We start from the raw sequence: 25181 nt of genomic DNA on the forward strand, positions 1-25181 counted from the left end.
TTCCCCTAATTTTGATTTACTGCCAAATTTTATACGTCGCATCTAATCCTGGACATTGCCACGCTCTTAGTGTCCTCTCTACATCGATCTCAAGTCCTGTGGTTAGAAAATTGTTACGTATGTTATAAATCCCCCACTGTATAAATTGACCATAGATATATACATTACCTGAAAGCATACCTTCACTAACTTTTCCTCTGCTATCTAGATAAGATGATGTATACAGTAACACTGCAACTGTTTTTCCTGCTGGAATTTCTACATTACCAGATGCAGCAAATCTGCTACTCGAACTCGTGTATTGGTAAACATTTTTCCATGTTATTTTTGAAATCCTCGATTTATTGGTATTATCAGGTGTTCCCACAAATGCTCCTGCTCCTTCGTATCCTGAACTCCAAAAAGATGTACCAACAAAGTTTAATGTTCTTGTTATATCCCTACTTGTGGTGTTTTTTACAAACATTACTCCAAGTGCAGCATACGGGTAGTAATATATCTGATCACGACTCACGGAGTCACTGCTTGTATATGACTCTCCGTAAATAAATGTACCTTTGTTTTCCTCTATAAAACTCAATTGTCTTGGCCGATAAAAACTAACGTAACTTGTATCGTATGTATGACTACCCGCAAGTAGTTGTAACATGTAGTCGGTTTTTGTTATATCGCTGCTCCATTGACCTAATTCAGTTGTGAAAGCTCCGTCACCATAGTAATTATTTTTTCTACTGAGCACACCAAACAAGAAAGGTAATGACCCTGGTTCAACCATATTGCGCTTTCTTATTTCGTTTGTAAGCGACACTTTTAGTTGATCATCTCGAGTTTTTACCTCATTTGTAAGAGACGTTTTTAATTGATCATCTCGAGTTTTTACCTCATTTATAAGGGATGTTTTTAGTTGATTATCTCGAGTTTCTATTTCTCCTATAATTGATGAGCCAGGTGGTACATTATTAATAGCACGAAAATCTTCTACTAAACCTTTAAGACCATCTTTATGATTGTTGCTAATACTGTTTATTGCCGCAATATTCGCATCTTTTCTTGTGTCAAGTAGCGATACATATGAATCTGATGACGCTTTTAAAGTATCCAAGGTTTTAGTTTTTAGCGTATTGATCTCATTTACAGACTCTGTCTTTGCTCCAGTTATCGCCGATATTGAATTTTCCTTATTGGTATTTATGTCATTCAAATGTGATCTTGCAGCGTTTAGAAGTTCTTTCAACTTTTCATCTGTCATGTATACAATTTCAGACACTGCACTTTTGTCGACTATTGATTCCAATGCTTTAGCAAGATATGCTAGTTGATCTGGTGTACTATTTGCTGCTAAATCCTTAAGTCTTTTTTGTAGTGCATCGATTATTTCTTTTATTGTGGTCATCTGCACAATATTGGAGATTGCTTTTTTATCTATTATCAATTCCAATGACTTAGCAAGATATGCAAGCTGCTCTGGTGTGCTGTTTGCTGCTAAATCTTTAATTCTTTGATGCAATGCATCGATTGCTTCTTTCATCCCCAAAAATTCAAAAAAGTTTCAAAATTCAGTCGTTCAAATGCTTTTTTAAGATTGTTATCTCTTTCACTCATATCTTCATCTATTTTTTCTATGGCTCTGCGAATACGTACTACATCTTGAGCAGCAATATTCTCTGGATGTGGTAAAGGATATCCACGTTTAGTTTCATCATCTGGCATTTTTTTATGTTATAATAACTCGTAAGTTTTTTACCTTTGGTCGATAGACAACCGTTCCACTCAAGACTAATTTTACCCTCGTCTCATTTGCATTAAAGTTCGTCAGCACGTGGACTCTCTCTACCCAATTTTCTCCGATTGGTTTTCCCGCTGTTAAATCTACTAATTGCCATTCCCCTTCCACGCTTTTCTGCACATATGCTTTAACATCTGCAGTACCAGGTATCAATGCATCATAGGTAATTGTTATCTTAGTGTTGGATCCTGCTGTAATGCTCCTCGTGACATAATCTCCGGACGCTGAAATATTCCCCATAACTAGCTGTAACCCAGGGTAGAGAACTGGACTTTTTTCCCCCGATCCTTTGAGCGCTACTTTTACCGTTAATTCCCCACTTATTCTTGCGCGCAGTGCTAATGGCAAATTATCAGATAGAAAATTTTCTTCTCCTTTCTCATCTGTTAAGATAAATTCTACATTAGTATCAAAACCCACTTTTTCTACGTTGGTTAGAGCGATTAAGTCTGATGTATTATTTACAGTAACTTTGCCAAGATCTATAACGTGAGAACTTTCGGTAAATTTTGCTGCTAAAAGCCTAAAAGTTAGGTCTAAATTTTGATGCGGTGTCCACGTACTTGCATTGCTTGATGAGAGTAATACCCCTACTTGATAAGGTTGACTGGTTACCCAACGGCTGTTTACTGCATCGTATTTGCCAAGTTCTGCTACTTTGACCGCATTTTCCCCGTCATCGGTAAGTAAAACTATTGCATACTCTTGCCCTCCATGACAAAACACAGGTGACCAAGTTATACGTGTTGCTGTGCCATTGGTATTGATCTTGGTTGGCTCGATGGAATTTTCAGCGATAACTGTTTGCGAGGGCACTCCAACTGTTGTTTCCCGAATCTGCACAACAACACGTCTTTTGCCGCTATTTGTAAACCATAAGTCTATACCTCCTATATGCCTACTCTCATCCAAGGTAAATGTTTGCGCTAAAGGATCAACACGTTTGCTGGAAAAAACTCTTCTTCGCTCTTCTATGGTAATAGTTTTTTTACCAGTATACGTTGCTTCTCCATAACTTCCCTTATCCCCATAAAATTGCACTAATTTAGTACCGGCTGGAATATTTGCTGGGATTTTTATTTTTCCACTTACTTGCCCTTGATTATTAGCTGTTAACATCTTTTCTACGCTGTAGGTTGAATAATTATTCCGTCAAATTTTATCTCTTTAAGCTTCTCACTTGGCTCAAAACCTTCAATTTCAAAACTTTGTACTGCTTCTCTCATAAATTCAGCTTCATATGAATTACTTGACAATAGCTCTGTTGTTTCTCTAGTATTAAATTCTCTTGTCACTGGACTTGACCAATTGGTCTTTATCTCGGTCCAGTGATCGATGTTTTTGTTCATGGTAACTTTTGCCGGTACTGGATCAAATGCCTGATATGGATTGATCCTTTCACTTTTAGTCTGTAAAAGCTGTTCCAATACCGGCTCAAGTTCATACGGCAAAAGATATGGTTCTTTGCCTCTCTCAACATCAATAATTTCCACGTCTATCGGCAAAATTAGTTCCCTATTTACAATTGCTGCAGACTGTCTTATTCCCTGATCACGCATATCATCATCAAAGAACGGATCAACAAATACTCCTTTTTTAGTGGTAGGCTCTCTTGAATTTGCATCATTACGCAGACGTTCTTCGGCAACTAATGCATAAAGATCATTTATTCCTTTTTTCATTGCTTCCAATTCGTTCATCGGTACAGCGTGGATAGCATTATTCACTATCTTTATTTTCCCCTCTTCCCCTTTTTTCCACGTCTGATGAATATAGCAAAGCAGCAATTGTCCAGCGGGTGCTTTAGGCATTGATGGTCGCCATGGATGAGCAATTCCCTTTATTCTTCTTACCACCCCTTTTGCATCTAGAGTGATTAAATCAAAGCGGGGCATTTTCCAAGTGTAATCAACTGAAACTAAACTGCCATCCACTGCTCCTCTTATTTTACACCCTTGTTCATCCACATCTTCAGGGCTTACATGAGTGCGAAAGCGGTAGGTTATCAGGTAACTACTTCCTGGTGCTGGTTCTTTTCCTGCCAATGACCAATCAACATTTCCTCCACTAAGCTTGTAATCTGTACTATTTTCATAAATTACATCACCTTGCTTAACTTGAATAATCTCCTGAACTGCAGAGTCAGATATCGGATCAACAACTCCAGAGTATGAACCATGCGTCATGGTAATAGTTTTCTGAACAGTTATATCTATCCTTTTTATCTCACTAACCGGAAAATCATGAACTTTAAGCTCCATTACTCTTTGGCTATTTGCCTGAAAGGTGTGAAATTCTGATTTAACTGTTTTTATGTCTGGATCTTCATCAAAATAAACACGGATACCGTGGGATAATTCAATTTCGTAGCCATCAACACGAGCTTTACCACCATTAACCACAAATACTTGTTTGCCTTCTCCGTCTCTCTGTAAAAACATTACTTCTAAGCCATTTACAACGTAGGAACCATTTGCCTCCTTGTCATAACGGGCAAGTGCTGTGGTTACTATGTTTGCTTGTGGTGGCGGTGAATACTGAACAAGAACTCCGTTTTCAATGTTATAAATTGGATAGAATTCCCCATTTGCGGAGTTAACAGTAACACTCTCTGCTTGATAACCCCAAATGGTGGAAACTTTAAGCCTTGCTGCCCCTACTTCTTGATAATTACGCGTACCAACTGCAGGATCACGAAGATTTTCGTCCTCAAGTTCTGTGATGGTAGATTCTACATAATAAACACCGATGCGAACTGTAGTATTAAGTGGAATAATAAATTCTTCTTTTTCGACTTTTCTAACTGCTCCACGAAGATAGATTTTTCCTCCTTCAAGTGTAACTTTTTCCCCATCTATGATACAATTGCTTCCTGTTATAACATCACCATCACGAAATATCGCATCTCCTATGCCTTTGAGCCTCAAAAGAGCATAGTCTTGAATCTCATTTAATTCTGCTGACTGCAAACCTCTTCCTGCTAGGAATAAACTTTTTTCGTATTCTTTGTCAGAGCGATTATAATAGCTATTTAAGGTCATCTTTTTAAAATGTAACGACAAAGGCAAAGGTTTCACGGGTTGCTGCAGATCTAATAAGTGGTACCGTGTGTTCTAAAACTAACAAAATCCCCGGGTCTTCTATATCTTGTAGTTCAAAATATCTCTGTCCAGGCGGTAATTCTTTTTTCACTTTTGTACCAACCATAACCCCGAGTTCTCTTATCACTTGATTTGCTGCGTCCGTGAAATCGAAAGTAAACTTAAGGTACAAGTTATCGGTTGGTACATTAGAGGGTTTAAACCTGCCTGTCGGAGTCAAAAGTTCTCCATCCTCATCACCAACACAGAAGAGTATCTCATCAACAACACGACGTCCAACTTCCTTGAGTAATGTTGTAGAAGTAATGAGTTCTGGTGGTGTATCTTGAGTATACTCTATGGTAACTGCACTATTCTCTACAATAGAGCTGTTTTCTGTGTGCTGAATAACCCCAGTATTGCTATCAACTGTATAGTCTGTACTCGGCTGATAAGTTATCTGTCCTGTAACAACCTTCACATCTTTGACGGGATGGTAATTAAGCTTTATTTCGCCATCATCGGTGAAAGAAATTTTTTCGACTCTATGGCTACTTCCCCAATTTCCATCACCACTCCCCCAAGCAAGATGTATCGGTTGCTCTTTTATACTTGCTGCTATTGCTGCTCTTCCTGATTGTGTAAGAATTGACACCTGTGATGAGTTTGAAAGGCTTATATAATATATATTCAGGATTTGGAAAATTTTTGTCCAAAAAAAATACCTAATTTTTCATTGTAATATTATTTTAAATCAGATCTGTATTATTCTCGAAAAAAAACAACAGAATATCAATAGGTTAAAAATCGCATCTGTATTATTTATTTTTGCTCCTGTCCTACAAAGTGTACCTATAAGTTCTCATCCTTAAAGCATTAATTGTTTTAGGGAAAAGTTATGAAACTAAAAAATCGTTATCCTGGTGTTGACCCTATAGTTGTTCAAAATATACGGTATCAAGCTAAGAGATTAAAACTTTTTGAATGCTTTGCTCATGAAACTCACGAAGATCTTGAGCAAGAACTTTTTTGTGAAGTTTGGACTTATCTTGATAGATATGACGAAAGTAAAGGTAGCTTTAACACTTTTATAGCAAGATTAACTGAACGTCGTGCCAACAACTTATTAGAGAAACAACTATGTATAAAACGCAATATTAATAACTACATCAATATTGAGAAAACAGAACTATTTGAAGATGAAGTAGCGAAACGTACTGATGTAGATTACATGATTTCAACGCTACCAAGAAAGATGCAAAAGATATGCGAGCAACTCAAGCACTTTAACTTATATGAAGTTGCTAAGATGAACAACATATCAAGAACTACTTTAAATACTATGGTAAGAAAAATACGTATAAAACTCTCTTCCATCTACTACAAGGGCAAAAAGAAAAATTGAACATAAATTTTACCTTTCCTGAATATATAACATATACCATTGAGGTGAATAAATGACTTTTAAAATTTTAAACAATAATGAAAGACTGAAAACAACTACAGGCATAAAAGTAGTAATCTTTGGTCCTTACGGTATTGGTAAAACCAGCCTCTTAAAGACTATAAGTGAACCAACACTTTGTCTTGACTTTGAAGCAGGTCTGCTTGCTGTTCAAGATTGGCAGGGAGATTCCATTAGTGTTCGCACTTGGAGTCAAGCTCGGGATATTGCCTGCCTAATTGGTGGTCCGAACCCTGCACTAAAATCTGATCAAGCGTATAGCCAAAGACACTATGAGCACGTATCAAGTAAATACAATGAAGAGTTTTCTAAATATCGATGTATTTTCATTGATAGCATCACTGTAGCATCACGTCTTTGTCTCTTATGGGCAAAAATGCAACCGGAAGCTTTTTCTGAGAGAAGTGGAAAGCAAGACATGAGAGCTGCTTACGGAATACTTGCGCAAGAGATGATGGCCTGGCTCAATCAGTTTCAGCACATTCCAAATAAAGATATCATTACCGTTGGTACTTTAGGTCAATATTTAGATGACTTCAATCGTCCAACTTGGCTACCTCAATGTGAAGGGGCTAAAACTGCCAGTGAAATTCCTGGAATTGTTGATGAAGTAATCAGCATGGTTGGGATCAAGAAAGATGATGGTACAGAAGTACGTTCATTTGTCTGTCAGACTATTAATTCTTGGGGATACCCTGCTAAGGATCGAAGTGGATGCCTGAATATGGTTGAAGAACCGCATTTGGGAAAATTACTCGCGAAAATTAAAGCTAAGGCTTTTGCTACTGCTGCCTAATTAAAAATTGGAGAATAATATGGAACAAAATTTTTTCACCGTTAGTCAAAAAATCCCTTTTTTCAGTGTAAAGGAATATCTAAATGATCAATCACCCATACCGGAAGATATTATATATCCAAGGATACTAACTCCAAGAGGTTTATTGGTATTTGGTGGTCCACCTAAAATCGGCAAAAGTGATTTTCTAATTTCGTGGTTAATGCACATGGCTGCTGGTGTTTCGTTTCTTGGCATGACTCCAAGTAAGCCTATGAAAGTTCTTTGCCTGCAGACTGAAATTGACCAGGGATACGTGAAAGAGCGTCTACAAGAGTTAAAACTTGATAAAGAGCTTTTGGATATTGGTGCAAACAATTTCATGATCACACCGAGGGTACAATTATCATTCAGTAGTGAAGAGATAGATGAAATAAAACACTCTTTGGACAACAAATGCTTTAAGCCTGATGTTATAGCCATAGATCCTCTACGAAACATCTTCAATTTAGGTAATGAAAACGATAACAGTGCTATGCTATTTTTCTTGCAAAAAACACTTGAAAGGTTCCGAAATGTCATTAATCCAGACTCTGGAATAATCCTGACCCATCATACAAAAAAATTACCTAAGAAAATGCTGGAAGAGGATCCATTTCAGGGTTTAAGCGGTGCTGGGTCTTTAAGGGGATTCTACACTACTGGAATGGTGATGTTCAGTCAAGATGAAGGAAGCACTGTCCGCCAAATAGTATTTGAGTTACGTAATGGTGAACGTGTGCCAAGTAAGCTTGTCGATAAGATAAATGGTAGTTGGCAACTTATAAATCAATGGAACAACTGATTCTTTTTCAACTTTATTATGGGAGTATTTATGTTACAGAATTTAACTGATTTTAACACTGCAAAGTCGCAAAGTAATTTAATACCTAAAGGTACAACAATAAAAGTCCAAATGGCCATTAAGCCTGGAGGTTATGAATGTTGGTTCACCAAAAGTCCCACTACTGGTAGTATCTATTTAAACGCAGAATTTACCATCATTGAAGGGCCATATGCAAGGCAAAAGATTTATCAAGCAATTGGGATAAAAAGCGGCAAAGCAAACGTTGAAAGAGAAGATGTCTGGGGAGAAATGGGTCGTGCTATGATTAGAAATATTTTGGAGTCTGCTCGCAATATTCATCAAAATGACACTTCAGAAAAAGCAACACTTGCTCGTAAACTTAGCTCCATTGCTGATTTAAATGGCCTAGAATTTACCGCAAAAGTTGGCGTTGAGACCGATAGTAGATATGGAGACAGGAATAGAATTGCTACAGCTATTACTCCTGAACAAAGTAACGACGTTAAATCTGACTGGGTTCCGTTTTGAAGTACGATGAAGAGAAGCTGTGGGTTGCTGTTATTGAACAGGCTATTTTGGATGTAACAGGAAAGAATAGAGAGCTTAGAGAAGAAGCTTATTCATGGATCCACAGCATAGAATCTTTTAGAACTGTTTGCGAGCTCGCTAACTTGGACTCTGAACGTTTAAAAAATATGTTGAGTAAAATTATTGGAAAAAAGGGAGATTTTATGGATTTTTCATCTCAAAAAGAAATAAAAGAATTTTTAATTGATAATATTAAGGAATGTGTATCTTACTTACTTCCTGATGGGGAATTTCATCAAGACAAGTTCTATATGGGGAATTTAGGTGGGAATAAGATAATAATTGAAATAAAAGGAGAGAAAGTAGGAAATTGGCATGACCTTTACATGGAAAAGAAAGGGGACATACTCAGTCTTTGGACTTTAGTTGAGGGTACTATAGATGCTACCCAAAATGCCAAACAATGGTGTGCTGAGAAGTTACAAAAACAGCGAAATACAAAAACAGCATTCTCTGTAGGACAGTACCTGAATGATAAATCACCAATGCCGAAAGATGTCATAGGACCAAGAATTCTAACACCAGGTGGGCTTTTATAGTATTTTCTAAAATGAATGATAAATTTCCATTATGGTATTACCAACCAAAAGTTGTAAGTCTGTACATTTATACATTAGAGGTCTGAGGCGGCTTTTGATGGTATGCCAACAGTGTTCTATGGGATTCAAATCTGGTGAATATGTTGGAAGATACAGCACATGACAGCCAAAAGACTCTATTAATGATTTTGTTTTAGTGGTCTTATGAAATGTAGCATTATCCATAACTATGGTTGTGCCAAGTGGCAATTTAGGTAATAACATCTTCTCCAACCATATATTGAATACCTCTTTGTCACACCCACCTTTGAAAGTCATTGGTGCAATAAATCTCATTCCAATCCACCCGGCTACTATACTGATTCTCTCTCGAGTTCTCCCTGGAATATCTGCATAAATTTTCTTTCCTCTTGGAGCACGTCCATATTCTCGGTATAATTTATTATCAACTCCTGCTTCATCTATATATAAGATGCTGGAATGGTCTATTTTTGAGATTTTATCAATAAACTGCTGCCTATCTTCTTGATTGCGCTCTTGATATAGTGTGACTTTTTTTTAAAGTAATTTTTAGCTGTTTTAGTCTATACCAAATTGAATTTATTCCAAATCCAAGATTTTGTTTCATCTCTGCCAGAGTATGATCTGGATTCTTTGTAACATATTCTTCGAGTATTTTTGGGTCTATTTTTCGAATAAAGCTGCCGTTTTTAGATGGCTTGAGGCTTTCACCAGCAGCTTTCTTTTTTAACCAGCGGTACAAAGTTGCTATTCCTATCTCCAGAAGCTCTGCCACCTCAACCTTCTTCTTCCCTTTTCCTATCATCGATATTGCCTTTTCTCTTAAATCCACACTATACGCCATTATAACCCAAATACCTTATTATACCTTTATCATTTACTTTGGGAAATACTATAGTTATAGGTGGTACTCCAAAGGTTGGAAAAAGTAGCTTTTTACTTTCTCTATTAGCACATATGGCAGCAGGAGTATCATTTCTCAAGATGACACCTACAAGACCGCTTAGGATACTCTATCTACAGGACGAAATGGGATATAACGGCATGAGAAGGCGCGTGCAGGAACTTAAGATAAATCAAGAGCTTATGAGTTTGGTAAAAGAAAACCTGGTTATTACTTCAGAAATCAAGATAACGTTGAATGATGAAGGAGTGGAGAGGATCAAAGACATCATCGTGAAAGACTTTGGTACAAAGATGATTGATCTTATTGCAATAGACTCTCTTACGACGCATCTGATGCCACTTTCTCTTTTACGGAGTGGGATTGAAAAATTACGCTCTATCGGCATTGGAATAATCATGACCCATCACACTAAAAAAGTATCCACAGCTACGCTGGAAAAAAACCCATTTCAAGCTTTGGTTAGAGCTCATGCATTAAGGAGCCTCTATACATCTGGTATAGTAATGTTTCAACCGAGTAGACGTGAAAATATCCTACAGGTAGTATATGAACTTGGAAATAGAAGACCTATACCAGCAAAATTCATTAGCAGAGCTAACGGATGTTGGAAGACTATAGCTACTGCTTAGTTTCAATTAATTAAATTTAAAATATATTTAGAGGATTTTATGGATATCTATTGTGATTTTAATACTGCAGCTCCACTAAAGAATGGACATTATAAGCAATTAGAGGAGAAAGAACAGTTAAAAGATCAACTTTTACTAAATATCAGATCTTGTCTTTCATACCTATTACCAAGGGGAACTTTTCGTGGTGATAAGTTTTATGTGGGTGATGTACAAGGTAATAGAGGCAAAAGTATGGTAGTAGAATTAACTGGTAGTAAAGCCGGACTTTGGAAGGATTTCGAAAAAGATGAAGGTGGTGATATCATCGATCTTTGGGCAGCAGTACATGGAAGAAGTGTCAGAACAGAGTTTCCTGAAGTAATGGCTTCTATAGCTGAATGGCTTGGAAAAAAACATACTAAGAAATATAAAAGTATCGAATATCTAGAACAATTTTTAACATGCAGTTGGAACTACTATGATGAAAACAATCAAGTTATTGTCATAGTCAACCGTTATGATCTTCCCGAAGGAAAAGAATATCGTCCTTTCGATGTGAAAAAATCTACTTTTACTGCACCAGAAATCAGACCTTTGTACAATATTCCAGGCATTTTAAAATCTGACAAAGTTATTCTAGTTGAAGGGGAAAAATGTGCAGAAGCACTGATAAAACAAGGTATTACAGCAACAACAATAATGTCTGGAGCAAACGCAGATGTTAAAAAGACTGATTGGTCACAACTGAAGGGCAAGCATATTATTATTTGGCCAGATAATGATGAAGCAGGTGCAAAATATGCTAAAAATGTTGGAAATAAGCTTTTAGAAATTGGAATTGCATCACTTGCTGTGCTTGAAATTCCTCGAGGTAAGCCTGAGAAATGGGATGCCGCTGATTGTGTACAGGAAGGTATAAGCATTGAAGAATTTTTAGCTTCAACTCCGTTACTTACTATTGATACCCCAGCTACTGACATTCCAAATACTTCAAATATGAAAAGTTTAGAAAGATCTACAAAACAGCCACTTAACATTTTAGATTGGAGTGTGAATCGTTATTTAGGTCGAGTACCAATACAAAAATTTCTTGTTGAAGGATTATTTCCTTTAGGTGTTACCTCAATAGTAGCTGCCATGGGAGATACAGGTAAGGGTATGCTACTCCTTGACTTGGCACTTAAGGTTGCAAGTGATACAGATCAGATATGTGGTTTTGGTTCCCTTGTTACAGAGCATGGATCAGTTGTGATTTTTTCAGCAGAAGATGATGCAGGTGAGATACACCGTCGTCTTGATCGTCTTGATCCTGGTAGCAAGAGAGCAGAATACCAAAACCGATTATTTATTATACCTATTCCAAATACAGGAGAGCCCTTTTCTATAGTAAAAAGCAACATGCGTGGTAAATGTCCTGAAACTTCAGATAAATTCGAAGACATCTGTGGACAATTAGACAAAGTAAAAGATCTAAAACTAATAGTATTTGATCCACTAGTATCATTTGTCCATGCTAATATAAACTCAGATCCAGAAATGGGATATTACGCAATGGGGTTACTTGCAAGCTTAGCAAATGAAACAGGAGCAGCTGTAATTGTAGCACATCATATGAGAAAACCTAAGTGCAGTGAACCGATTACGACTGTGGAACAGGCAAGAGATGCAATAAGAGGTACAACTGCACTTGTTGATGGTGTGAGGTGTTCTTTTGCATTATGGCCTGCTTCAACAGAGCATCAGAATACTGTGTTTAATACATTAAAGGTTAATAAAGTTAATAATGCAGTATACCAAGGGGCTATAGTTAAGTCTAATGGAGCAACAGATAGGAATATAAGAACTTACTTACGTTCCTCAACTGGCTTGCTTGAGGATATATCTGAGGAATTTAAGCTTGGAAAATTATCTGATGAATACTTAAAAAAGGTACTGATGCAAGCTATTGCAGTGTCAGCAGAAGAAGGTCATCCGTTTACTCATACAGGTGGACCAGGAGTGTTTCAACAACGGCATAGATTACCAGCTGCATTTCATGGTGTTAGTAGGCATAGACTTGAACGTTTAGCACAGGAACTATTAAACGAAAGAAAAATAGTAAAAGGTATGGCTGCAAACTCAAAAGAGGATAAATGGCTTGATATCAAAACTGGTTCTTTTGCCAGAGGAGAAGGTAAGTTTAAGCTAGGTGCAGGAAGGTTTGAAATAGGTAACTTCTAAAAAATACTTAAAGCTCACTTATGAAAGTTTTGTGGGTTCATTTTGTCTCTCTGAAAGTAAGGTTTTAAGAACAAAAAATAAATTCCACACTACCAAATTTCCATGATTTCCGGAAAATTTATCAAGATTTGGAAATTAGAGTATATTCACACTTAAACTATTGAAATTCGTTGATTTTTAGCCATCTAATATAAGAAATATTACGTTTCCATTTCCAAAAAATTTAGCTAATTTGGTAACACTCAAACCCACTACAGTGGCTGATTTCCACTTTCCGAGAATCTTATATATTATATATATATAAATAATAATAAATGATATAATAATAAACTAATATAAAATACAATAACTATAGTAATGGTTCATAATAACTTTTGAGCAAAAAGAAAGAAGTTTGGAAAAGTAGTCACGAAAATACTAATAAAAATACAACACAGAGACAAAAATATGAAAAACCTACTATTGCATTTTGAACAACTTGAAAAAAAGATGAAGGACCTAAAAGTGAAAGACAAATGCTTACAAAAGACAAAACAATTTATAATAGCGTTTTAAAAAGATTCTATGACCCGAGGGTACAATTATACCACCTTGACCTAAAGAACGCTTATAACAGCCCTTAAAAGCCGATTAACACCATGTCTTAACTTAGAACAAAGACCCTGTGTTGATTTTATCACGTTTTATTTTAGTTGTAAAGAAACTTTTTTAATGTATGACGGATTTGTATAGTCGATATTTTACGTAACTTATGGCTCTTAATTGGTTTTTTAGTGAAAAACTTTGGTTATTTAGTATCTCTAAAACTTAACGAGTTGCTTTTATAACCAAAGTAAAAGGGTTAATACGGTAACCATAATCTTTACGCGATGATCCAGGCCAACCAACTGTTTGAATCACATCATTACGTTCGATGTTTAGTCCTAACTTTTTAGCTAAGGTGGTTTTTATTGTTCTTTGGATTGTGTTTAGTGGTTTTCTGATGTGATGTTCTGGATCTGCTTCTGGCTCAATACGTAGGTGTTTTTCTATTTGAGTTATGCTAAGCAATGTGTGTTTTTCAGGAGGTAATTCTTTTTTACAATCATGCAAAAATTGTTCAAATAATATGCGAAAAACTTTCATACATGCTACAGCTTTCTTATTTAGAATCTCTATATTATTTACGTAAAGTGAGCCTTCTACCAATTGCAACTTTAGTAATTCCTTCTCTTTAGGAGGTTCAATTAGATTAAGTGGAATGTACGCAGTATGTAAGATTTGCATTGAAGTATTTGGTATGAACTCTGGTACTCCTCTTTGTGCTGCTTCTTGAAATACTTCAAGTAAAGTCTTGCGCTGAGAGAAAAGGTCAATCATTTCTACTATGAACAAATCAAGAGGTATGTTTGATAGATTTTTTCTCAGTATTATTAATACAGTTGGATTAGCTTTAAGCTTATCTATCGTTAAGAATGTTGGATTGGTGCAAAAATCAAGTATGATTAAACTTACAATCTTACCTTGTCCACCAACATGATAAACTCCACTTTCTACTTTTTGCCACATAAAATTTATATCACTTAGCTGACCTTCAAACCAATTCATAAATTTCTCTGGGTTTAAATATACAGATAAGCGGTGAAATCTTTGCTTCTTGTAGGTATTAGGTAAAATATCACGGTTGCAATTTTCACAAATTATATTATCGCATGCTTCGTTAAAGTTCTCATCAATGAAAATCTCATTGTTACAGTATGGATCAACTACGTTTGGCCAATCTAATTTATCTTGTCTATGAGAGCAGATAATGTAGGACCTCTCTTGCATCTTAATTAATTCAAGATCTGACAAATACTTTGCTGCTTTGATATAATTTTGATTTGAATTAACCCAGGAACTACCAGAACTAAAAATGTCAGAAATTTGCTCTTGGCAAGATTGTAAGACCATAAGACTGTTTCATATATGCTTTAAAATCTTCTCTTTCCTTTTTATTCAATGGATGTTCAGAGTAGTAAATTGCTATGTACTCATCACTTCGCTTAAAAAATAATCCTATCTTTTTGCCTTGAAATATTATCTTCATCAATTCAATAGATTTTAGTATATCACCAATAGAAGGGTGTAAAATATAAAGCTCAGATGCAATAGGATCATGTGGTATAACGGTTAAAGTAATGCAAGTGTTGCTATATTTAAAACGATTTGACTGAAATTTTAACTCAAAAGTGAATATATTTGAATCAGAGCCATCAACACAAACTTTAATGAATTTATACACTTGCTCTGCAAAGTTTTTATCCTGCACATTTACAAAAACACATTCAGAGCTAAAATAACGACTTGCAATGCTATTTGCTATCTCTGTAGCTTGATCAATATTTTTGGCAGTAAGATCTACTTGAGTACCATTAACTAGAAAATCCAAAATCATCCAATCTGGCTTATGACCATGAATAACCTTGTTTGAGTTTAGTAGTAAATCTATACCACTAGCTCTACGCACTAATACATATAAACGATTTTGATGGTAGAAGAAACCTTGTAATTGATTTTCAAAACCGTCATTTCTCTTAATGTCGTCTTCTTTCAATATCTGCACTATGGTTTCCTGAGAGATGAAGTCTTTAAATGGAACATTTGGTTGTCGTGGTGTCTCTTGTAGAGCAAATGATACAGAACCTTTTCTTTGTATTTTTTCAAAGTGATAGACAGACTTTAAAAGGTTGTGATCTACATGAAACAATAGAAATAACAAAGACTTTTTGTCGTATTTATTGTTACCTTTTAGAAGGTAGGATTTCATGAGTTCCTCAGTCAATGCAGATCTTGCAATTTCACTGACAGTAGCTTCAAGCTTTGCACGGTCAAAACAGCTAATCAGATAATAAATAACTAGAGAGTCTAAATGTTTAGCAATCACTTTACGTTTATATTGTATGGATGTGTTATCGTAGTGTTCATCATCAAAGAGTTGACCATTTAGTTTGTCTTTAAAGCAGTGTTGAAAGATAACACTTAACTGCCTACCAGAAAGTGAATTCATCCAGGAATGACGCACTTCTGTATTGTGAAAACGCTCAAGTAAGTAGTTAACTGGTACTTCTAAATCATCTTCCCAGAATTTACGGTTTGGATAAATTTGCATAAAAGATTAAATAATACCGTGCAGCATAATATGGTATTTACATTATTAAGATAGAAATCTGAAAGTCTTGACCAATAGTTATACAATGGTTGTTTACTGATTTTTAACCAAGTTTTTTTCTAAAAAGTTTATTTATGAAGAAGATTTTTTGGACAAAAATTTTTCAAATCCTGAATATATATTATATAAGCTTAAAACTTTATGATAAAAGCAATCCCAGAACAGAATATGGAAATCTCTTTCAAATAAAATTGCTACTTAAAGCAGATAACAATTTAAAAAGATGTATGAAACCAGATAACAATGAAATCTTATTTTATGAGACAGAAGATGGAAAGGTACATATAGAGGTCAGGTTTGAAAATGATAATCTGTGGCTTACACAAAAACATATAGCTGAGCTATTTGGTTGTTCAAGTGATAATATTTCATTGCACCTAAAGAATATTTATCTAAGTAAAGAGTTAGATAAAAGTTCAACTACCGAAGAATTTTCGATAATTCAAAAAGAGGGAGAAAGAGAGGTAAAACGTAATGTAGTGTTCTACAATTTAGAAGCTGTTATATCAGTAGGCTATCGTGTTAGTGGCATAGCTTTTCGTACATGGGCAACCGATAAACTAAAGAAGTACATTTTTAAAGGCTTTGCAATAGATAGTAACAGGTTTAAAAATGGTACAAAATTTGATGCCAGGTTTTTTGACGAGCTAGTTGAAGAAATAAGAGAAATTCGAGCTAGTGAGCGTATGGCTTACCAGAAAATTACAGATATTTATGCAACTTCAGCAGATTATTCAAGTTGTGCAATTGAAACAAAAAATTTCTTTGCTATAGTGCAAAATAAACTACATTTTGCCATTACCGGGAATACAGCAGCGGAAATTATAACAAATAGAGCAAATAGAAATAAACCAAATATGGGCCTAACAAATTGGCGAGAAGCACCTAAAAGGAAAATTTTTCTTTCTGATACACATATAGCAAGAAACTACTTAGATAGAAATGAAATTGCTCAACTGAATAAGATAGTGAATATGTATATAGACCACGCAGAGTTTCAAGCTGCTCGAGGTAAGGTAATGTATATGAAAGATTGGAAGGAAAAGCTTGATGCATTTTTAAAATTTAATGAGCAAGAGATATTAAAGAACTGCGGTAAAGTTTCTCATGAGGTAGCAATTGCCTTAGCTGCAGAAGAATATAAAGAATTCAGAAAAACACAAGATAAATCATACAAGTCAGACTTTGATAAATTGGTAGAAGAAAATAGAAAGAAAACTCTAATTAAGAAATCTCCTTATAAGTAGAAAAACTAAAGGTCTATAAGTATATAAAAAATAAAATATGTCAATCCTAACACTAGACCTCGGCAAACAGACAGGTTGGGCAATTCTTACAGATGGAGTAATTCAAAGTGGCAGTGAAAACTTTCATGGTAGCCGTTTCAGCGGAGGTGGCATGCATTTTTTGAGTTTTCATAATTGGCTTAATTCCTTGAAAGACATTTCTGCAGTGTATTTTGAAGAAGTAAGAAGACACCTTGGAACTGATGCTGCGCATTGTTATGGTGGTTTCTTTGCTGTTTTAGCTGCTTGGTGTGAGGAGCATCACATACCTTACAAAGGTGTACCTGTGGGGACCATAAAACGTTTTATCACTGGCAAGGGCAATGCAAGTAAGGGTGAAGTTATTGAAGCTGTGAAAGGCAAAGGTTTTTTCCCTCAAGACGATAATGAAGCAGATGCTTTGGCATTGATGTTTTATGTTAATAATTTTAGTAAAGATTTTAATATGCTAAACATCCCATAGAATGTGGGTCCTTCCCGCCAGCCAGGCTGCTTTGGTGGCGAAAAGCCCGGTCCCTCTCTAGCGTCAGACGTATTTTAATTATTAACTTTTTAACAAGTCGTTAAGAATCTCCACTAGTAATTTAATAAGAATATGAACTTAGCAATACACTACTATCCTATTGAAAATCTTGTCGAATATGAGCGCAATCCTCGTGATAATGACAAGGTAGTAAACAGAATGTGTGCTTCAATTCGGGAATTTGGTTTTCGTATTCCGATAGTTGCAAAAAGCGATGGAACTGTGGTTGATGGTCATTTACGCCTCAAAGCAGCAAGAAAACTGGGCATGGAGAGTATTCCAGTGGTGTTAAGTGATAACTTAAGTGATGCCCAAACCAAAGCTTTTCGGTTACTAGCAAATCAATCAGCTAACTGGGCAAAGTGGGACGATGATCTTTTGAAATTGGAAATTCAAGAGTTAGAAGACTTAGAGTTTGACCTCAAAATGACCGGATTTGAGCTAGAAAAAGTTCAACGCTTTCTCGACGACATTGATGGAAAAGAAGAGGTAGAAAGAGGGGAAAAAGAGGGGGTGGAATTGGTTGATAAAAAGTCAGTAGTGTCAAAACCAGGGGATCTATGGATTTTAGGTGGGCATAGAATCTACTGTGGTGATAGTTGTCTGGTTGAATCGTTTAAAGCGGTATTAGACGATAAAATGGCAGATATTACCGTGTGTGACCCTCCGTATAACGTAGCATATGGTGACAGTCAGGAAAGAGAAGACAAAAAAATACTAAACGATGATCAAGGTGAAAATTACGAATTGTTCCTTTATGACATTTGTTCTCACGTTTTAGCATACACCAAAGGGGCAATTTACATTTGTGCATCATCATCTGAGCTTTCGACCTTGCAAAAGGTATTTGAAGAAGCAGGTGGTCGTTGGTCGACATTCATCATCTGGGCAAAGAATCATTTTACGCTAGGAAGATCTGATTATCAAAGACAATACGAAACAATACTCTACGGTTGGAAAAACGGCAATAAGCGTGAGTGGCATGGAGGACGCAATCAAAGTGATCTCTGGTTTTACGATAAGCCAACATACAACTCACTGCATCCAACGATGAAACCAGTGGAGTTAATGGAGAGAGCGATAGTAAACAGCAGTAGACCAGGAGACATAGTTCTTGATCCATTTAGTGGTTCTGGGAGCACATTAATTGCATGTGAGAGGACAGGAAGAATCTGTAGAACCATAGAACTTGATTCCGCCTTCGTAGATGTAACGATAAAGCGTTGGCAGGTGTATACGGGAAGAGATTCCACCCTTTTCGGTTCTGGTAAAACTTTTGCGCAAATTCAAGAATCAAGACAGTAAGGGGCGAAATAAGGAAAAAAAGAGGGGAAAGAAAGGTGGAAAGAGGGAAAATCACGCAGACAGAATGGGCAAGAGAACTAGGAGTTTCAAAGCAATACGTCTGTTATTTAGTAAAAAAAGGAATAGTTGAGCTGGAGGATGGTTTGATTGACCGAGAACAAGCAAATGAAGCGGTGGCAGCAATACGAGATCCAAGTCAACCACTGAGGAGAAAAAATCCAGAAGGTGAAGAAAGGGGAAATAATAAACTTTCCACGATGTTGCTAAAAACGCGGATAAAAAATGAGATGGAGCGGGGAAAACTGCTCGAGGCAAAGGCAAAAGCTGAAATTGGTGAACTTATCTCAGTAGAAGAAGTAAAGACTGAAGCATTTAACGTGGCAAGAGTAGTGAGAAATAATCTTTTGAATATCCCAGACAGAGTATCAGCATTACTGGCATCGATGAATGACACAGAGAAGATCCATGAGACGTTAACAGAAGAGATTACCAATGCCCTCGAAGAATTATCGAAAAATACATTTTAATGACTGCTGTTAATTTATATTCAAATAATTTAAAATTATTAAAGAAAATTAGTAGACGCCTTATAATAATAGGCTCAATAGCTATAAGCATCTCTATTTCTACAGCGTATGCAGGAATAATTGCAGTCATTATTCTAAGTTGTTTTGCTAAAGATGCAACTGATGTCTACTGCAAACGTTCTATTCTGACCGATGTGAAAGTAGCAAAATTTCAGCAGCAAATAACACTATGATTTATAGCAATAGCTTTTGTATAGGGCTGAAGCCAGATTCACCACTTAAAGTATCAGAGTGGGCAGATAAGAATCGTCAACTTTCAACGATAGCGTCATCAGAGCCAGGAAAATGGAGAACAGAGAGAACGCCATACCTCAGAGAAATAATGGATTCACTATCTTCGTCTTCACCGGCTGAAAAAGTGGTATTCATGAAAGGAGCGCAGATAGGAGGAACAGAAGCTGGGAATAACTGGATAGGATATATAATCGACCAAACACCAGGCCCTATGCTGGTAGTACAACCAACAGTAGAAATGGGAAAGCGTTGGTCAAAGGGAAGATTTGCGCCGCTCATTGAAGATACATCATGTTTAAGGAGTAAAATAAAAGATCCAAGGTCGAGAGATTCAGGCAACACTGTACAAAGTAAGGAATTTCCGGGAGGAACGGTAGTAGTAACTGGAGCAAACAGTCCAGTGGGTCTGCGCTCTATGCCGGTAAAATATCTTTTTCTTGATGAAGTAGATGCATATCCAGGAGATTCAGGAGGAGAAGGAGATCCGGTTTTACTCAGCATAGCCCGAACTAATACTTTTGCTCGTCGAAAGATTTTTTTGGTATCGACACCAACAGTTCACGGAATAAGCAGAATAGAGAAGGAATTTGAGAGTTCAGACAAACGATATTTCTTTCTCCCATGTCCGCATTGTAATTACTATCAGGTGTTAAAATGGCCACAGATAAAGTGGAAAGAGAAGAACCCAGCAACAGCGCACTATGTGTGTATAGAATGTAACGGCAAAATAGAAAATCATCAAAAAACAGAGATGCTAGCCCGTGGAAAATGGAGAGCAACAGTGGAAGGAGGTGAAAAAGGGGCAAAAGAAGCAAAAGAAGGGGGGAAAATAGGGTTTCATTTATCGAGCTTGTATAGCCCAGTTGGTTGGTATAGCTGGAAACAAGCAGTGGAAGATTATCTGCATAGCAAGGATAATGAGCAATTATTAAAAGTATGGATAAATACAACGCTGGGAGAAACTTGGGTAGATAAAGGAGAAGTACCAGACTGGAAGCAATTATTTAACCGAAGAGAATCTTTTCCGATTGGTACAGTGCCGAGGGGCAAAGTGATATTGACGGCAGGGGTTGATGTACAAAAAGATCGTTTAGAGGCAGAGATTGTAGCATGGGGAAGAAACCGAGAAAGTTGGTCAATAGACTACCAGGTATTTGAGGGAGATCCGGGAGGGGAAGAAGTATGGGAAAAACTTTCAGAGCTCTTGAATCATCATTTTATCGGTGAAAATGGTCTTGAATACATGATAAGCATGATGGCGGTAGATGCTGGGTATGCAACACAAGAGGTATACAACTGGGTGAGAGGTCACCAAGGTCAGGGAAGAGTAATGGCAGTGAAAGGGGCAAACAAAGCGCTAGTGCCACTTAACAGCCCAAGTAGAGTAGATGTAACAGTTGGCGGACAAAAACTAAAAAGAGGAATAAAGCTGTGGCCAGTTGGGGTATCGATATTAAAGTCAGAGCTTTTCCAATTACTTAATGTTTTAAAAGAAGGGCTACCTGGGTATTGTCATTTTCCCGAATATCCACCTGAATATTTTAAGCAGCTAACCGCAGAGCAACTAATTACCAAGGTAGTAAAAGGGTATACCAAACAAGAATGGCAAAAGATAAGAGACCGAAATGAAGTACTAGATTGCAGAGTTTATGCAAGAGCAGCATCGATAGCACTGGGAATAGATAGATGGCCAGAGAGTAAATGGGAAAGTTTAGTAGGTGAAAAAGCTAAAAAGTCAAAAAGAGTGAGAAAAAGTAAGTGGCTGAGTGAGCAAAATGTATAGTGAAGAATACTTAGCACAAGTAGAAGAAGCGATAAAGAAGCTACAGAGCGGGGAAAGGGTTGTCTCAATTGCATATGGTGACCATGTAGTTCGGTACGGAGAAGTGCAGATAAATGACCTCTTGAGCTTAAGACAACGCATTAAATCTGAGCTGAAAGTTGCAGGTGTGAAGCCAAAGAGAAAGATTGTTATTTCAACGAGTAAGGGGATTGACAAAATTGTGTAAAAATGTTATAGTCTATAGTTGATGTTTTCTGGTTAATCATATGGCTCAAAGTCAAAAAAAGCTCAATATTAATGTAAGTTTCGAGGGTGAATTTGCTCAGTATCTTACAGAGGTCGCAAAAGCATGGAATAAAACTATACCAGAAGTTTTAGTGTGTCTTGTGAAAGAAGAATTTGAAGCAGAGAAAGAGATGGCTGAAATTATAAAAGAACGTGATGTGCCAGATGCAAAGACGGTCAGAAGTGAGGATGTCGATTGGGATAAAATATTATCTGCAAAGACAATTAAAGATGAGTGAAATACAATATTATCTATTCAGAAAAGGTTCTTGAGAGATTTCCTTACTTTACCACCAACAATAAGATCAAGAATTAGAAGAGCTATAGACGAGCGGCTTACAATTGATCCAATTAATCTTGGTAAACCATTAAGTGGTAGATTAGTAGGAAGTAAAAGATTAAGAGTAGGCGATTATCGGATTATTTATAAAGTAGATAAATTAGAGAACACAGTAATCATCACAGAAATAGGACACAGAAGTACCATTTATTAAGAGGTAAATGCACTATAAAAAGTCAATGACCAAATTCTCCAGCAGCTTGCTGAAATTTCTCAATATTAAACTATAAATTTGTGCAACAACCTGCTGCATAATTAAAACAATCAGAGGCTAAATGTTATTGAAATCATTTAAACAATTATTCCGCAAACCACCAAAGCCTAAAGGTTCAGCATGGGATGCGTCAGGCTCAGGAAGGAGATTATTGCACTTTCAACCAGAGTCAGGAAGTATAAACAATTTGCTTTCTCAGAGCCTTGAGCACCTACGTAGCCGCTCTCGTGATATGGTAAGAAAGAACTCCTATGCGACAAACATAATCGATACGATAGTGAGTAATTGCGTTGGGACAGGAATAAAGCCGCAGTCAAAAGCAAAGGATGGAGAGTTTCGGAAAAAAGTGCAAGAGTTATGGCTAAGATGGACAGATGAAGCAGACAGTAGCGGAGTAAGTGATTTTTATGGATTACAAGCTCTTGTATGTAGAAGCATGATAGAAGGAGGAGAATGTTTTGTAAGACTCCGAACAAGAAAACGAGAAGATGGTCTTTGTGTGCCGTTGCAATTACAAGTACTTGAATCAGAGCATTTAGACAATAAGAGCAATCAAACCCTTGCCAATGGTAATGTAATAAGAAACGGGATTGAATTTAACCGACTTGGGCAAAGAGAAGCGTATTACCTATTTAGAGAACATCCAGGTGAAGGCTCGTTTGGCGAATCAGTGAGAGTGCCAGCAAATGATGTTTTACATATCTATAGGCTACTGAGACCCGGGCAGATTCGAGGAGTACCATGGTTGTCCAGTGTACTGTTAAAGCTCTATGAACTTGATCAATACGATGATGCGGAATTAGTCAGAAAAAAGACAGCAGCGATGTTTGCGGGATTTATTACGAGACTTGATCCTGAAGCGAACATCATGGGAGAAGGAGAGAGTAATGAACATGGAGTAGCGCTGTCTGGCTTAGAACCTGGGACTATGCAATTACTTGATCCCGGAGAAGATATTAAGTTCTCGGAACCATCAGACGTTGGGGGAAGTTATGAAGCATTCATGAAACAGCAACTCAGGGCAATAGCAGTAGGCACAGGGATAACTTACGAGCAGCTAACAGGAGATCTAAGTGGTGTCAATTATTCATCAATAAGAGCTGGGTTAATAGAGTTTCGTAGGAGGTGCGCGATGTTACAGCATAACGTGGTAGTATTTCAGCTTTGCCGGCCAGTATGGGATAGGTGGTTAGAATTAGCAATACTATCTGGAGAACTGGATATAGGTGAAAAAAAAGGGGGAAAAGAAGAGGTAAAATGGATACCGCAAGGGTGTGCTTACGTAGATCCACTAAAAGACCAGCAAGCACAGCAAATGGCAGTAAGGAATGGGTTTAAGAGCAGGTCGGAGGTGGTTTCGGAACTTGGTTATGATGTAGAAGAAATCGACCAGGAAATTGCTGAAGATCAAAGGCGTGCGAGTGAATTGGGCTTAAGTTTTGATTCTGATGTAAATTCTAATACCGAAGTAATATGACAACACAAATGACTTTGCTGAGCAAGCCAATGATGATAGAGGCGAGAAGTTTTGAATTACTGTCATTACATGCAGCAAAACACCCTACGTTTAAAAACATAAAACACTCTGTAAAGAACGACGTAGAAAAAATAGCAGTAATACCGATAAATGGAATCTTGACGAAAAAGTCAGAGGTTTTTGACGATATTTTAGGAATGACATCATATGAGAAGATACGTGAAGAGATAGAAAAAGCTTTAATAGATGAAGAAGTAGAAACAATAATTTTGGATATAGACAGCCCTGGAGGAGAAGTAAACGGTTTATTTGACCTTGCTGATTTTATCTACAGTGCAAGAGGAAAAAAGAGGATAATAGCGATAGCAAATGATGATGCATATTCTGCAGCGTATGCGATAGCGTCAAGTGCTGAAGAAGTATTGGTAACGAGAACATCAGGAGTAGGAAGCATAGGAGTAATAGCAAGTCATATAGATCAAAGTGGATTTGATGAAAAGCAAGGGATAAAATATACAACTGTTTTTGCTGGAAGTCGAAAGAACGATTTAAATCCGCATGAGCCAATAACATCAGAAAGTGTGGAAAGCTTACAAGAGGAAGTAGACCGCCTATATAAAATGCTTTCCCGTCTCATAGCAAGAAACAGAAATTTGTCCACGGAAAAAATCAAATCAACGGAAGCAGGGCTATATTTTGGTGAGAAAGCAATAGAGATTGGACTTGCTGATGGAATCACAACGTTTTCTGAATTTATAGATAATTATAGGAGAAATAATATGACTAAAACTGAGATAAAAGAACAAGCAATAGATATTGATGATCTAATTGAGCAAGGAAGATGTTTAGGGTACGAGAGCTGTCGTGGAGAAATTTTAGAGATAATACGATTATGTAATTTATCAAAGATGCCAGAGAAAATAGGAGAATTTATCGAACAAAATGTAAATGCAAAACAAGCCCAAGAAATATTAATGTCGATACTGGCGGAGAGAACGAAGAAGACAGAGATACTGAGCACAATACCACAGAGTTCACCGGAAGACTTGATGATGGAAGTGGTCAAAGCACGCCAGAATAGCCAACTATAAGGTGGTATATCTTTTACCGCGACGTAT

At 36.8% G+C, this 25181-nt stretch carries 27 protein-coding genes; 18 read left to right on the forward strand and 9 right to left on the reverse strand.

Going from position 1 to position 25181, the window contains the following annotated elements:
- Nucleotides 1-16 precede the first annotated feature (16 nt).
- Genes ACQH1X_RS03760 through ACQH1X_RS03780 form a run of 5 tightly spaced genes read right to left on the reverse strand, consistent with a single transcriptional unit; the run spans nucleotide 17 to nucleotide 5521 of the window.
- Nucleotides 17-1528, reverse strand: a complete 1512-nt coding sequence (locus ACQH1X_RS03760) for a hypothetical protein (RefSeq protein ID WP_425386587.1) — start codon at nucleotides 1526-1528, stop codon at nucleotides 17-19.
- Nucleotides 1525-1710, reverse strand: a complete 186-nt coding sequence (locus ACQH1X_RS03765) for a hypothetical protein (RefSeq protein WP_341814800.1) — start codon at nucleotides 1708-1710, stop codon at nucleotides 1525-1527. Before ACQH1X_RS03765 ends, ACQH1X_RS03760 begins: the two co-directional genes overlap by 4 nt.
- A gap of 4 nt (nucleotides 1711-1714) precedes the next feature.
- Nucleotides 1715-2905 carry a hypothetical protein gene (locus ACQH1X_RS03770; protein ID WP_425386588.1) on the reverse strand — a complete coding sequence of 397 codons (1191 nt, stop codon included), beginning with the start codon at nucleotides 2903-2905 and terminating at the stop codon, nucleotides 1715-1717.
- Nucleotides 2906-2910: 5 nt separating this feature from the next.
- Entirely contained in the window at nucleotides 2911-4827 is a 1917-nt protein-coding gene (locus ACQH1X_RS03775; RefSeq protein ID WP_425386661.1) for a DUF4815 domain-containing protein, read from the reverse strand.
- A gap of 4 nt (nucleotides 4828-4831) precedes the next feature.
- Nucleotides 4832-5521: a hypothetical protein gene (locus ACQH1X_RS03780; RefSeq protein ID WP_425386589.1), complete on the reverse strand. Its 690-nt coding sequence runs from the start codon at nucleotides 5519-5521 to the stop codon at nucleotides 4832-4834.
- 243 nt (nucleotides 5522-5764) lie between these two features.
- Here ACQH1X_RS03780 and ACQH1X_RS03785 point away from each other — a divergent pair, with 243 nt between their 5' ends.
- From ACQH1X_RS03785 to ACQH1X_RS03805, 5 genes are read left to right on the forward strand one after another with little or no spacing between them, the layout of a single operon-like run.
- On the forward strand, nucleotides 5765-6271 hold the full coding sequence (locus tag ACQH1X_RS03785) for a sigma-70 family RNA polymerase sigma factor (protein WP_425386590.1): 507 nt from the start codon (nucleotides 5765-5767) through the stop codon (nucleotides 6269-6271).
- A gap of 52 nt (nucleotides 6272-6323) precedes the next feature.
- Nucleotides 6324-7127, forward strand: coding sequence for an ATP-binding protein (locus tag ACQH1X_RS03790; protein WP_425386591.1), 804 nt, complete (start codon nucleotides 6324-6326; stop codon nucleotides 7125-7127).
- Between the two features lie 19 nt (nucleotides 7128-7146).
- Nucleotides 7147-7950 (forward strand): AAA family ATPase, encoded by an 804-nt coding sequence (locus tag ACQH1X_RS03795; protein WP_425386592.1) that lies wholly within the window; start codon nucleotides 7147-7149, stop codon nucleotides 7948-7950.
- A gap of 30 nt (nucleotides 7951-7980) precedes the next feature.
- Nucleotides 7981-8481 carry a hypothetical protein gene (locus ACQH1X_RS03800; protein ID WP_425386593.1) on the forward strand — a complete coding sequence of 167 codons (501 nt, stop codon included), beginning with the start codon at nucleotides 7981-7983 and terminating at the stop codon, nucleotides 8479-8481.
- Entirely contained in the window at nucleotides 8478-9080 is a 603-nt protein-coding gene (locus ACQH1X_RS03805) for a hypothetical protein (protein ID WP_425386594.1), read from the forward strand. The genes ACQH1X_RS03800 and ACQH1X_RS03805 overlap by 4 nt, the downstream gene beginning before the upstream one ends.
- A 6-nt stretch (nucleotides 9081-9086) precedes the next feature.
- On the opposite strand, the gene ACQH1X_RS03810 is transcribed toward ACQH1X_RS03805, so the two are convergent.
- A complete protein-coding gene (locus ACQH1X_RS03810; protein WP_306794344.1) occupies nucleotides 9087-9587 on the reverse strand; it encodes an IS630 family transposase in 501 nt (166 codons plus the stop codon).
- 10 nt (nucleotides 9588-9597) lie between these two features.
- Nucleotides 9598-9945, reverse strand: a complete 348-nt coding sequence (locus ACQH1X_RS03815) for an IS630 transposase-related protein (RefSeq protein ID WP_425385784.1) — start codon at nucleotides 9943-9945, stop codon at nucleotides 9598-9600.
- Between the two features lie 38 nt (nucleotides 9946-9983).
- On the opposite strand from ACQH1X_RS03815, the gene ACQH1X_RS03820 reads away from it, so the two are divergent.
- Both ACQH1X_RS03820 and ACQH1X_RS03825 read left to right on the forward strand, forming a co-directional pair.
- Nucleotides 9984-10637, forward strand: coding sequence for an AAA family ATPase (locus ACQH1X_RS03820; RefSeq protein WP_425386595.1), 654 nt, complete (start codon nucleotides 9984-9986; stop codon nucleotides 10635-10637).
- 39 nt (nucleotides 10638-10676) lie between these two features.
- Nucleotides 10677-12839 (forward strand): AAA family ATPase, encoded by a 2163-nt coding sequence (locus tag ACQH1X_RS03825; RefSeq protein ID WP_425386596.1) that lies wholly within the window; start codon nucleotides 10677-10679, stop codon nucleotides 12837-12839.
- A gap of 807 nt (nucleotides 12840-13646) precedes the next feature.
- On the opposite strand, the gene ACQH1X_RS03830 is transcribed toward ACQH1X_RS03825, so the two are convergent.
- Nucleotides 13647-14771 (reverse strand): hypothetical protein, encoded by a 1125-nt coding sequence (locus tag ACQH1X_RS03830; RefSeq protein WP_425386597.1) that lies wholly within the window; start codon nucleotides 14769-14771, stop codon nucleotides 13647-13649.
- On the reverse strand, nucleotides 14737-15969 hold the full coding sequence (locus ACQH1X_RS03835) for a hypothetical protein (protein WP_425386598.1): 1233 nt from the start codon (nucleotides 15967-15969) through the stop codon (nucleotides 14737-14739). The genes ACQH1X_RS03830 and ACQH1X_RS03835 overlap by 35 nt, the downstream gene beginning before the upstream one ends.
- A 134-nt stretch (nucleotides 15970-16103) precedes the next feature.
- Here ACQH1X_RS03835 and rhuM point away from each other — a divergent pair, with 134 nt between their 5' ends.
- From rhuM to ACQH1X_RS03890, 11 genes are all read left to right on the forward strand, one after another.
- Entirely contained in the window at nucleotides 16104-17276 is a 1173-nt protein-coding gene (gene rhuM / locus ACQH1X_RS03840) for a RhuM family protein (RefSeq protein ID WP_425386599.1), read from the forward strand.
- Nucleotides 17277-17313: 37 nt separating this feature from the next.
- Complete coding sequence (locus ACQH1X_RS03845) at nucleotides 17314-17778, forward strand: crossover junction endodeoxyribonuclease RuvC (RefSeq protein ID WP_425386600.1); 465 nt, start codon at nucleotides 17314-17316, stop codon at nucleotides 17776-17778.
- Between the two features lie 132 nt (nucleotides 17779-17910).
- Nucleotides 17911-19143 carry a DNA modification methylase gene (locus tag ACQH1X_RS03850; RefSeq protein ID WP_425386601.1) on the forward strand — a complete coding sequence of 411 codons (1233 nt, stop codon included), beginning with the start codon at nucleotides 17911-17913 and terminating at the stop codon, nucleotides 19141-19143.
- A gap of 35 nt (nucleotides 19144-19178) precedes the next feature.
- Nucleotides 19179-19670 (forward strand): helix-turn-helix domain-containing protein, encoded by a 492-nt coding sequence (locus ACQH1X_RS03855; RefSeq protein ID WP_341814678.1) that lies wholly within the window; start codon nucleotides 19179-19181, stop codon nucleotides 19668-19670.
- The gene (locus ACQH1X_RS03860; RefSeq protein ID WP_265026482.1) at nucleotides 19670-19903 is read left to right on the forward strand and encodes a hypothetical protein; all 234 of its coding nucleotides are present in this window, start codon (nucleotides 19670-19672) and stop codon (nucleotides 19901-19903) included. Before ACQH1X_RS03855 ends, ACQH1X_RS03860 begins: the two co-directional genes overlap by 1 nt.
- Nucleotides 19900-21747 carry a phage terminase large subunit family protein gene (locus tag ACQH1X_RS03865; protein WP_425386602.1) on the forward strand — a complete coding sequence of 616 codons (1848 nt, stop codon included), beginning with the start codon at nucleotides 19900-19902 and terminating at the stop codon, nucleotides 21745-21747. Before ACQH1X_RS03860 ends, ACQH1X_RS03865 begins: the two co-directional genes overlap by 4 nt.
- Nucleotides 21740-21973, forward strand: coding sequence for a hypothetical protein (locus ACQH1X_RS03870; RefSeq protein ID WP_425386662.1), 234 nt, complete (start codon nucleotides 21740-21742; stop codon nucleotides 21971-21973). Before ACQH1X_RS03865 ends, ACQH1X_RS03870 begins: the two co-directional genes overlap by 8 nt.
- Nucleotides 21974-22013: 40 nt before the next feature.
- Nucleotides 22014-22271: a hypothetical protein gene (locus ACQH1X_RS03875; protein ID WP_264688165.1), complete on the forward strand. Its 258-nt coding sequence runs from the start codon at nucleotides 22014-22016 to the stop codon at nucleotides 22269-22271.
- Between the two features lie 30 nt (nucleotides 22272-22301).
- A complete protein-coding gene (locus ACQH1X_RS03880) occupies nucleotides 22302-22526 on the forward strand; it encodes a type II toxin-antitoxin system RelE family toxin (RefSeq protein ID WP_425386603.1) in 225 nt (74 codons plus the stop codon).
- Nucleotides 22527-22647: 121 nt separating this feature from the next.
- Nucleotides 22648-24063 carry a phage portal protein gene (locus tag ACQH1X_RS03885; protein ID WP_425386604.1) on the forward strand — a complete coding sequence of 472 codons (1416 nt, stop codon included), beginning with the start codon at nucleotides 22648-22650 and terminating at the stop codon, nucleotides 24061-24063.
- Entirely contained in the window at nucleotides 24060-25154 is a 1095-nt protein-coding gene (locus tag ACQH1X_RS03890; RefSeq protein WP_425386605.1) for a S49 family peptidase, read from the forward strand. The genes ACQH1X_RS03885 and ACQH1X_RS03890 overlap by 4 nt, the downstream gene beginning before the upstream one ends.
- Nucleotides 25155-25181: the final 27 nt, after the last annotated feature.

The organism is Wolbachia endosymbiont (group A) of Barypeithes pellucidus (assembly GCF_964030885.1).
Classification (GTDB): domain Bacteria; phylum Pseudomonadota; class Alphaproteobacteria; order Rickettsiales; family Anaplasmataceae; genus Wolbachia.